Genomic DNA, 10,189 nt, shown 5'->3' with positions numbered 1-10,189 from the left:
ACGCCGTCTGCGTTTCTCCGGCCCTAAGACATCAATCATCTGTACTCCAATGACTAGTCTAAAAACTAGTATTAAGACTATCACTTATTTAAGTGATACTGGTTGTCTGGAGATTCAGGGGGCCAGTCTACTTCATAAAAAACATGTCAGTGAAAAAGAAACCTGGCGTTGGGTTGAAGGATATAATAAAGCAACAGAACTGGCTCGCCAATGCCCTGATACCCATGTATTGTCAATTTCTGATCGTGAAGGCGATTTTTATGACCTGTTTGAACGCGCAGAGCAGACTCCCGGAATAAAAGCTGACTGGCTTGTCAGAATGAAATTTAATAACAGAGCAACGCTGAATATTAATGGTAAACGGGATCATAGGTTGTTGCACGAAAGAATCATGGAGATTACACCGCAGCAACTGGTTGAATTCACTATACCTGATGGGCGGGGGCAGCAAGCCAGAACACTGCCTGACATGCTTTCATCAGACGCAGGTCCTCTCTCATATCCTCTGATTTACTCCAGTAAGGTGATGATCATATCTTTATTTGATAGTACGGTAATGCCAGATAAATACAGACACAATGGTAAATAATATAGTTGCAAATAATGCTGCCATAATCAGCGCGATTGCGACACCTGTTTTCGATACCAGCGGCACCAGCAAAGCGCACAGTCCATAGCCAAGTGTGTGACTGGTAGCGAGCCAGCCCGCGCCTGCGCCATCAGCCAGCTTATCATTCAGTAGAAGTTGATAAGCGGGTGTTGCCAGAGCTGCTCCAAATGACAGCACTGCACAGCCCGGGTAAAACAACCATAGCTGTTCGGAGAGCATGATAGCCAGACCACCACTCATCAACACTCCGGCACTCAGGAGCAGGGCCACCGGAGTCAGGCGCTGCGGACGGACTACCCCGAACTGCGCGATAAGCGCAGCTACTGCGGACAGACCCAACAGCCAGGCCACCTGTTGGCTAATGGCGGTGGTATCCGTGACGAACTGGCGAGTAAGGGCAGGCGAAAGTCCAAGCTGCATCATGCTCACCGCCGCAGCCAGTAATATTGCGCAAAGCAGATAAGGCAGACAATCCCGCTTCAGACTGACGCTCTTGCACTCCGGTGTGGGCTGTGGTGGTGTGCCGGGCAACCGCAGCAGCATCAGCAGCGCCAGCACTGGTGCTGCCATCAGTAGCCCCAGTGGCGCCAGAGGATGAATGGCCAGCATTGCTGCCGCGCACAGCGGCCCGAATAGCCTGCCGCAACTCAGGCCGGAGCTGATGGTTGCCAGAGCGGCCATGCGATTCCCTTCTCCAGCTCTCTGCAATGCCCAGACCTGACAGGCTGGCACCATTGCCGACACGGTCAGCCCGTAGGCGATCCGGGCGATGATTAATATTCCCAGTCCCACCGCTGTTGTTATGGCGCTGGTAGCCATCAGCACGCTTCCCAGCCCTAGCAGGGTAAAGCTTATGCCATATCCTCCCAGAGCCCACAACACCACAGGTTTACTGCCAGTACGGGAAATTTGCTTTCCCCACCACGGGGACGATGGCAGAAACAGCATTGAGCCAAGCATCAGCAGGGCAGCCCATACAGACAGACTCAGATTTGTCTGTATGACCAGAACAGGGAGCACAACCAGCAGACCGTTCTGTCCGATACCGAGAAGCCCGGCACTGAACGCAAGTGGCCAGCAGGACAGTGTTTTTTGGGGCGTATCTTCGATCCCTGGTGACATTATAATGCTTCAACTCCATGTATTAATTGTGTTTATTTGTAAAATTAATTTATCTGACAATAACATTTATTGTTGATAATGAGAATCATTATCGACATAATTGTTATTATTTTACTGTGTGGGAGCTGTTTGACTATGACCCTGCCCTCTGAAAAACCAGCCACAGATGTGGCTGCGCAGTGCTTCCTGAATGCACTGATTCGTGAAACCACAGACTGGAAACTGACAGAATACCCGCCAGACGAATTGCTCATCCCGCTGGATGAGCAGAAATCGCTCCATTTCAGAGTGGCTTATTTCTCCCCAACCCAGCATCACCGCTTTGCATTTCCTGCACGTCTGGTCACGGCATCAGGCAGTTATCCTGTCGACTTTACCACTCTCTCCCGGCTTATTATTGATAAGCTACGCCATCAACTGTTTCTGCCCGTTCCCCTCTGCGAAACTTTCCACCAGCGCGTGCTGGAAAGCCATGTCCATACGCAACAGGCAATTGATGCCCGTCATGACTGGGCCGCTCTGCGTGAAAAAGCGTTGAATTTTGGCGAGGCTGAGCAGGCGCTGCTGACAGGACACGCTTTCCACCCTGCGCCTAAGTCTCATGAACCGTTTAACCGGCGGGAGGCTGAACGCTACCTGCCTGATATGGCACCCCACTTCCCACTGCGGTGGTTTTCGGTGGATAAAACGCAAATCGCCGGTGAAAGTTTGCATCTCAACCTTCAACAGCGGCTGACGCGATTTGCCGCAGAGAATGCGCCTCAGTTACTCAACGAATTAAGTGACAACCAATGGCTGTTCCCGTTGCACCCGTGGCAGGGGGAATATCTTTTGCAGCAGGGGTGGTGCCAGGCACTTGTTGCTAAAGGGCTGATTAAAGACTTAGGTGAGGCCGGCACGTCGTGGCTGCCGACCACCTCTTCCCGTTCCCTCTACTGTGCCACCAGCCGCGATATGATCAAGTTCTCCCTGAGCGTACGGCTGACCAACTCCATCCGTACTCTGTCCGTGAAAGAAGTGAAGCGTGGGATGCGCCTGGCACGCCTGGCTCAAACCGACGGCTGGCAGATGCTACAGGTCCGCTTCCCGACTTTCCGGGTAATGCAGGAGGATGGCTGGGCCGGGCTGCTCGATCTTAACGGCAACATCATGCAGGAAAGTCTGTTTGCCCTGCGTGAAAATCTGCTGGTGGATCAGCCGAAAAGCCAGACTAACGTACTGGTCTCCCTGACTCAGGCCGCACCTGATGGCGGTGATTCGCTGCTGGTTTCGGCGGTAAAACGCCTGAGCGATCGCCTCGGTATCACTGTGCAACAGGCCGCCCATGCATGGGTCGATGCATACTGTCAGCAAGTGCTAAAGCCGCTGTTTACGGCTGAAGCGGATTACGGCCTGGTGCTGCTGGCGCATCAGCAAAATATTCTTGTCCAGATGCTTGGGGATCTGCCGGTCGGATTTATTTACCGTGACTGTCAGGGCAGCGCTTTTATGCCTCACGCGACAGACTGGCTCGATTCTATTGGCGAGGCGCAGGCGGAAAATATTTTCACCCATGAGCAGTTGCTGCGCTATTTCCCTTATTACCTGCTGGTTAACTCCACTTTTGCTGTGACCGCTGCGCTGGGGGCTGCCGGGCTGGACAGCGAATCGAATCTGATGGCTCGTGTACGAGCATCGCTGGCTGAAGTGCGTGATCAGGTGACTCATAAAACCTGTCTCAACTACGTGCTGGAAAGTCCGTACTGGAACGTAAAAGGTAACTTTTTCTGTTATCTGAACGATCATAACGAGAACACCATTGTTGACCCTTCGGTGATCTATTTCGATTTCGCTAACCCGCTGCAGGCTCAGGAGGTCTGAATGTCTGAGGCAAACATTATTCACAGCAGATATGGACTGCGCTGTGAAAAACTCGACAAGCCCCTGAATCTTGGCTGGGGACTGGACAATAGCGCGGTGTTGCACTGTCCCGGGGAGCTGCCGACAGGGTGGCTGTGCGATGCGCTGGATCAGATATTTATCGCCGCACCACAACTGTCAGCAGTGGCTCTCCCCTGGGCCGAATGGCGTGAGGAGCCACAGGCGCTGACGCTTTTTGGGCAGGTAAAAAGCGACATTATCCATCGTACTGCCTTCTGGCAGTTACCGTTATGGTTGAGTTCACCGGCAAACCGGGCCTCCGGTGAAATGGTTTTTGATGCAGAGCGTGAGATTTATTTCCCGCAGCGCCCACCCCGTCCACAGGGTGAGGTTTACCGCCGTTACGATCCACGTATTCGCAGGATGCTGAGTTTCCGCATTGCCGATCCCGTTTCTGATGCAGAACGTTTCACCCGCTGGATGAATGATCCGCGCGTTGAGTATTTCTGGGAGCAAAGTGGCTCACTGGAGGTACAGACCGCCTATCTGGAGCGCCAGCTCACCGGTAAACATGCATTCCCGCTGATTGGGTGCTTCGACGATCGGCCATTCAGCTATTTCGAAATCTACTGGGCGGCGGAAGACCGCATTGGTCGTCACTATTCGTGGCAGCCCTTTGACCGTGGCCTGCATCTGCTGGTTGGTGAACAGCAATGGCGCGGGGCCCACTATGTGCAAAGCTGGCTGCGCGGGCTGACACATTACCTGCTGCTGGATGAGCCCCGTACGCAGCGCACAGTACTGGAGCCACGCACCGATAACCAGCGCCTGTTCCGCCATCTTGAGCCTGCGGGATACCGGACAATTAAAGAGTTCGACTTCCCACATAAGCGCTCGCGCATGGTGATGGCGGATCGTCATCACTTCTTCACGGAGGTCGGTCTGTAATGAATCACAAGGACTGGGATTTTGTTAACCGTCGGCTGGTGGCAAAAATGTTGTCTGAGATGGAGTATGAGCAGGTTTTCCACGCGGAATCTCAGGGCGATGACCACTACTGCATTAACCTGCCGGGAGCACAATGGCGCTTCATCGCTGAACGTGGTATCTGGGGCTGGCTGTGGATTGATGCCCAAACGTTGCGCTGCACGGACGAACCAGTACTGGCGCAGACGCTGCTGATGCAGCTAAAGCCGGTGCTGTCAATGAGTGATGCCACTGTTGCAGAGCATATGCAGGATTTGTATGCCACGCTACTGGGCGACCTGCAACTGCTGAAGGCCCGTCGCGGACTGAGTGCCAGTGACCTGATTAATCTTGATGCCGATCGTCTGCAATGCCTGCTGAGCGGTCATCCTAAATTCGTTTTTAATAAAGGTCGCCGTGGCTGGGGCAAAGAGGCGCTGGAACGATATGCGCCAGAGTATACCAACACCTTCAGACTGCACTGGCTGGCGGTAAAACGTGAACATATGATCTGGCGCTGCGATAACGATCTGGATATTCAGCAGTTGTTGACTGCCGCAATGGATCCGCAGGAGTTTACACGCTTCAGTCAGGTCTGGCAGGAAAACGGGCTGGATCACAACTGGCTACCGCTGCCGGTACATCCGTGGCAGTGGCAGCAAAAAATCGCCACAGACTTCATCGCTGATTTTGTCGAAGGCAGGATGGTGTCTCTCGGCGAGTTTGGCGACCAGTGGCTCGCCCAGCAGTCGCTGCGTACCCTGACCAACGCCAGCCGCCGGGGAGGGCTGGATATCAAGCTGCCGCTGACCATCTACAACACCTCATGCTACCGGGGGATCCCTGGCAGATATATCGCTGCCGGACCACTGGCTTCACGCTGGCTGCAACAGGTTTTTGCGACCGACGCCACCCTGGTGCAAAGCGGCGCAGTGATCCTTGGTGAACCGGCGGCAGGCTATGTGTCCCATGAAGGCTATGCCGCGCTTGCCCGGGCTCCCTATCGCTACCAGGAAATGCTTGGTGTTATCTGGCGGGAGAATCCGTGCCGCTGGCTGAAACCGGATGAAAGTCCTGTTCTGATGGCAACACTGATGGAGTGCGACGAAAACAATCAGCCGCTGGCAGGCGCATATATCGACCGCTCCGGACTGGACGCTGAAACCTGGCTTACGCAATTGTTCCGGGTGGTTGTGGTTCCGCTGTATCACCTGCTTTGCCGCTACGGTGTCGCGCTTATTGCACACGGACAAAATATAACGCTCGCCATGAAAGAGGGGGTACCACAGCGTGTTCTGCTGAAAGACTTCCAGGGCGATATGCGGCTGGTGAAAGAAGCGTTTCCCGAAATGGATTCTTTGCCTCAGGAGGTGCGTGATGCCACATCCCGTCTGAGTGCGGACTACTTAATCCATGATTTGCAGACGGGTCACTTCGTGACAGTACTGCGTTTTATTTCGCCACTGATGGTTCGTCTTGGCGTACCTGAAAGGCGATTTTATCAACTGCTGGCAGCAGTGTTGAGTGATTACATGAACAAACATCCACAAATGGCAGAGCGTTTTGCGCTTTTCTCACTCTTCAGGCCACAAATCATTCGCGTGGTGCTGAACCCGGTAAAACTGACCTGGCCGGACCTGGATGGCGGCAGTCGCATGCTGCCGAATTACCTTGAGAATCTGCAAAATCCGCTGTGGCTGGTAACTCAGGAATATGAATCATGAAAAAAAGTGTCGATTTTATTGGTGTCGGGACAGGGCCATTTAATCTCAGCATTGCTGCATTGTCACATCAGATCGAAGAACTGAACTGTCTCTTCTTTGACGAACATCCTCATTTTTCCTGGCATCCGGGTATGCTGGTACCGGATTGTCATATGCAGACCGTCTTTCTGAAAGATCTGGTCAGTGCAGTTGCACCTACAAATCCCTACAGCTTTGTTAACTATCTGGTGAAGCACAAAAAGTTCTATCGCTTCCTTACAAGCAGGCTACGTACAGTATCCCGTGAAGAGTTTTCTGACTATCTCCGCTGGGCTGCTGAAGATATGAATAACCTGTATTTCAGTCATACCGTTGAAAATATTGATTTCGACAAAAAAAGTCGATTGTTTCTGGTTCAGACCAGTCGGGGAGAATATTTTGCCCGCAATATCTGCCTTGGTACAGGAAAACAACCTTATTTACCACCCTGTGTGAAGCATGTGACACAATCCTGTTTCCATGCCAGTGAAATGAATCTTCGTCGGCCGGACCTGAGTGGAAAACGGATAACCGTGGTTGGTGGAGGACAGAGTGGTGCAGACCTGTTCCTTAATGCATTACGCGGGGAATGGGGAGAAGCGGCGGAAATAAACTGGGTCTCACGGCGTAATAATTTTAACGCACTGGATGAGGCTGCTTTTGCTGATGAGTATTTTACACCTGAATATATTTCAGGCTTCTCCGGACTGAAGGAAGATATTCGCCATCAGTTACTGGATGAGCAGAAAATGACATCGGATGGCATCACTGCCGATTCTTTACTGACCATTTATCGTGAGTTGTACCACCGTTTTGAAGTTCTGAGAAAACCAAGAAATATCCGTCTGCTACCCAGTCGCTCGGTAATAACTCTGGAAAGTAGTGGTCCGGGCTGGAGGTTATTGATGGAACATCATCTGGATCAGGGCAGAGAGAGCCTGGAAAGTGATGTGGTGATTTTCGCCACAGGTTACCGTTCTGCATTGCCACAAATACTTCCCTCACTGATGCCCTTGATCACCATGCACGATAAGAACACCTTTAAAGTGCGTGATGACTTCACTCTGGAATGGAGTGGCCCGAAAGAAAATAACATCTTTGCGGTCAACGCCAGCATGCAAACTCATGGCATCGCCGAACCCCAGCTCAGCCTGATGGCCTGGCGATCTGCACGTATTCTTAATCGCGTACTGGGGCGTGATTTATTCGATCTCAGTATGCCGCCCGCACTGATTCAGTGGCGCAGCGGCAGCCGGAAAAAACCGCAGCCGGAGGCTGCTTCTTTAACTCACTATACAGCAAATATTCAGGAATAACGATGATGCGCAAAAAGTATATGCCCCGGGCTCTTGGTCCGCTGCTTCTTGTCGTGCTGTCACCAGCTGTCGCCCAGCAAAATGATGATAATGAGATCATAGTGTCTGCCAGCCGCAGCAATCGAACTGTAGCGGAGATGGCGCAAACCACTTGGGTTATCGAAAATGCCGAACTGGAGCAGCAGATTCAGGGCGGTAAAGAGCTGAAAGACGCACTGGCTCAGTTAATCCCCGGCCTTGATGTCAGCAGCCAGAGTCGAACCAACTACGGTATGAACATGCGTGGCCGCCCGCTGGTTGTCCTGATTGACGGTGTGCGCCTCAACTCTTCACGTTCCGACAGCCGACAACTGGACTCTGTCGATCCTTTTAATATCGACCATATTGAAGTGATCTCCGGCGCGACGGCCCTGTACGGTGGCGGGAGTACCGGAGGGTTGATCAACATCGTGACCAAAAAAGGTCAGCCGGAAACCATGATGGAGTTTGAGGCTGGCACAAAAAGTGGCTTTAACAGCAGTAAAGATCACGATGAGCGCATTGCCGGTGCTGTCTCCGGCGGAAATGACCATATCTCCGGACGTCTTTCCGTGGCATATCAGAAATTTGGCGGCTGGTTTGACGGTAACGGCGATGCCACCCTGCTTGATAACACCCAGACCGGCCTGCAGCACTCCAATCGGCTGGACATCATGGGAACCGGTACGCTGAACATCGATGAATCCCGGCAGCTTCAACTGATAACGCAGTACTATAAAAGTCAGGGAGACGACAATTACGGGCTTAATCTCGGGAAAGGCTTTTCCGCCATCAGCGGGAGCAGCACACCATACGTCAGTAAGGGGCTGAATTCTGACCGCATTCCCGGCACTGAGCGGCATTTGATCAGCCTGCAGTACTCTGACAGTGATTTCCTGGGACAGGAACTGGTCGGTCAGGTTTACTACCGCGATGAGTCGTTGCGGTACTACCCGTTCCCGACGGTAAATGCGAATAAACAGGCGACGGCTTTCTCCTCGTCACAGCAGGATACCGACCAGTACGGCATGAAACTGACTCTGAACAGCCAACTGATGGACGGCTGGCAAATCACCTGGGGGCTGGATGCTGAGCATGAGCGCTTTACCTCCAACCAGATGTTCTTCGATCTGGCTCAGGCAAGTGCTTCCGGAGGGCTGAACAACCATAAGATTTACACCACCGGGCGCTATCCGTCATATGACATCACCAATCTGGCGGCCTTCCTGCAATCCAGCTATGACATTAATGATATTTTTACCGTTAGCGGTGGCGTACGCTATCAGTATACTGAGAACAGGGTAGATGATTTCATCGACTACACGCAGCAACAGAAGATTGCTGCCGGGAAGGCGATATCTGCCGACGCCATTCCTGGTGGTTCGGTAGATTACGATAACTTTCTGTTCAATGCTGGTCTGCTGATGCACATCACCGAACGTCAGCAGGCATGGTTCAATTTTTCCCAGGGGGTGGCATTGCCGGATCCGGGGAAATATTATGGTCGCGGCATCTATGGTGCAGCAGTGAACGGCCATCTTTCCCTGACAAAGAGCGTGAACGTCAGCGACAGTAAGCTGGAAGGCGTGAAAGTCGATTCTTATGAACTGGGCTGGCGCTTTACCGGTGACAACCTGCGGACTCAAATCGCGGCATATTACTCGCTTTCCAATAAGAGCGTGGAAAGGAATAAAGATCTGACCATCAGTGTGAAGGACGACAGGCGCCGTATTTACGGCGTGGAAGGTGCGGTGGACTACCTGATCCCGGATACTGACTGGAGTACCGGTGTGAACTTCAATGTGCTGAAAACCGAGTCGAAAGTGAACGGTCAATGGCAAAAATATGACGTGAAGGAATCAAGTCCATCGAAAGCGACAGCTTACATTAACTGGGCGCCGGAACCGTGGAGTCTGCGTGTACAGAGCACCACTTCTTTCGACGTAAGCGATGCAGAGGGTAACGATATTAATGGTTACACTACCGTCGATTTTATCAGTAGTTGGCAGCTTCCGGTGGGAACACTCAGCTTCAGCGTTGAGAACCTCTTCGACCGTGACTATACCACTGTCTGGGGACAGCGTGCACCTCTGTACTACAGCCCGGGTTACGGCCCTGCTTCACTGTACGACTACAAAGGCCGGGGCCGAACCTTTGGTCTGAACTACTCAGTGCTGTTCTGACGGGGATGCTTTTGCAACAAGGGTATGCTGTAAACAACATGGTCCTTGGTGGCCATGTTGTTTACAGCCAGTATAATATACAGCCTTAACAAGATATTCCGTCTCCGGAATGGACTGTTCACCACTGAATAACATTATTTCTGTTTTATGGATCTTTGACTGAAATTTATCGCATATCCTCATTTCATTGTCCGTCTGAAAACTAACCTTACAAGTAAGCGTCGTCTCAGCACCGTCTGGCAGATCCTGAAATTCCTGAGAGGATGATCTGCGCGTAAGCGTCAACGGAGCACCGTATTGACGCTTATTTATTGGTGAGTGCTACGTTCCATGGCAGGAGTTCGTCAACACGGTTGGAAGGCCATTCCGGCA

At 52.2% G+C, this 10,189-nt stretch carries 7 protein-coding genes and 1 pseudogene; 6 read left to right on the top strand and 2 right to left on the bottom strand.

What is annotated here, in order from left to right; translation table 11 throughout:
* Positions 1-589: pseudogene (locus tag BHE85_RS27230) on the top strand (hypothetical protein); the annotation flags it as partial.
* On the opposite strand, the gene BHE85_RS05630 reads toward BHE85_RS27230, so the two are convergent.
* The gene (locus BHE85_RS05630; RefSeq protein WP_000074489.1) at positions 539-1,732 is read right to left on the bottom strand and encodes an MFS transporter; all 1,194 of its coding nucleotides are present in this window, start codon (positions 1,730-1,732) and stop codon (positions 539-541) included. The pseudogene BHE85_RS27230 and the gene BHE85_RS05630 overlap by 51 nt on opposite strands.
* Positions 1,733-1,867: 135 nt before the next feature.
* On the opposite strand from BHE85_RS05630, the gene iucA reads away from it, so the two are divergent.
* From iucA to iutA, 5 genes are read left to right on the top strand one after another with little or no spacing between them, the layout of a single operon-like run.
* Positions 1,868-3,592: an aerobactin synthase IucA gene (iucA, locus tag BHE85_RS05625; RefSeq protein ID WP_001403387.1), complete on the top strand. Its 1,725-nt coding sequence runs from the start codon at positions 1,868-1,870 to the stop codon at positions 3,590-3,592.
* Positions 3,593-4,540 carry a N(6)-hydroxylysine O-acetyltransferase IucB gene (gene iucB, locus BHE85_RS05620; protein ID WP_001287501.1) on the top strand — a complete coding sequence of 316 codons (948 nt, stop codon included), beginning with the start codon at positions 3,593-3,595 and terminating at the stop codon, positions 4,538-4,540.
* On the top strand, positions 4,540-6,282 hold the full coding sequence (gene iucC / locus BHE85_RS05615; protein WP_001015717.1) for an NIS family aerobactin synthetase IucC: 1,743 nt from the start codon (positions 4,540-4,542) through the stop codon (positions 6,280-6,282). Before iucB ends, iucC begins: the two co-directional genes overlap by 1 nt.
* Entirely contained in the window at positions 6,279-7,616 is a 1,338-nt protein-coding gene (gene iucD / locus BHE85_RS05610; RefSeq protein ID WP_000750138.1) for an NADPH-dependent L-lysine N(6)-monooxygenase IucD, read from the top strand. Before iucC ends, iucD begins: the two co-directional genes overlap by 4 nt.
* Positions 7,617-7,621: 5 nt before the next feature.
* Complete coding sequence (gene iutA / locus BHE85_RS05605) at positions 7,622-9,817, top strand: ferric aerobactin receptor IutA (protein WP_001387241.1); 2,196 nt, start codon at positions 7,622-7,624, stop codon at positions 9,815-9,817.
* A 304-nt stretch (positions 9,818-10,121) separates the two neighbouring features.
* Here the strand turns inward: iutA and BHE85_RS28350 are convergent.
* Positions 10,122-10,189: hypothetical protein (locus BHE85_RS28350; protein WP_371261907.1), on the bottom strand; the 68-nt coding region annotated here is incomplete at its 5' end.

Source organism: Shigella sp. FC1567, from assembly GCF_001743015.1.
Classification (GTDB): domain Bacteria; phylum Pseudomonadota; class Gammaproteobacteria; order Enterobacterales; family Enterobacteriaceae; genus Escherichia; species Escherichia coli.
The sequence above is the reverse complement of the archived record's forward strand: the minus strand, read 5'-3'. Positions and strand labels throughout refer to the sequence as shown.

What these genes read in the sequence shown, in the direction of transcription:
- BHE85_RS05630 (WP_000074489.1), bottom strand. Translation starts at nt 1,732, where the DNA reads ATGTCACCAGGGATCGAAGATACGCCCCAAAAAACACTGTCCTGCTGG.
- iucA (WP_001403387.1), top strand. Translation starts at nt 1,868, where the DNA reads ATGACCCTGCCCTCTGAAAAACCAGCCACAGATGTGGCTGCGCAGTGC.
- iucB (WP_001287501.1), top strand. Translation starts at nt 3,593, where the DNA reads ATGTCTGAGGCAAACATTATTCACAGCAGATATGGACTGCGCTGTGAA.
- iucC (WP_001015717.1), top strand. Translation starts at nt 4,540, where the DNA reads ATGAATCACAAGGACTGGGATTTTGTTAACCGTCGGCTGGTGGCAAAA.
- iucD (WP_000750138.1), top strand. Translation starts at nt 6,279, where the DNA reads ATGAAAAAAAGTGTCGATTTTATTGGTGTCGGGACAGGGCCATTTAAT.
- iutA (WP_001387241.1), top strand. Translation starts at nt 7,622, where the DNA reads ATGCGCAAAAAGTATATGCCCCGGGCTCTTGGTCCGCTGCTTCTTGTC.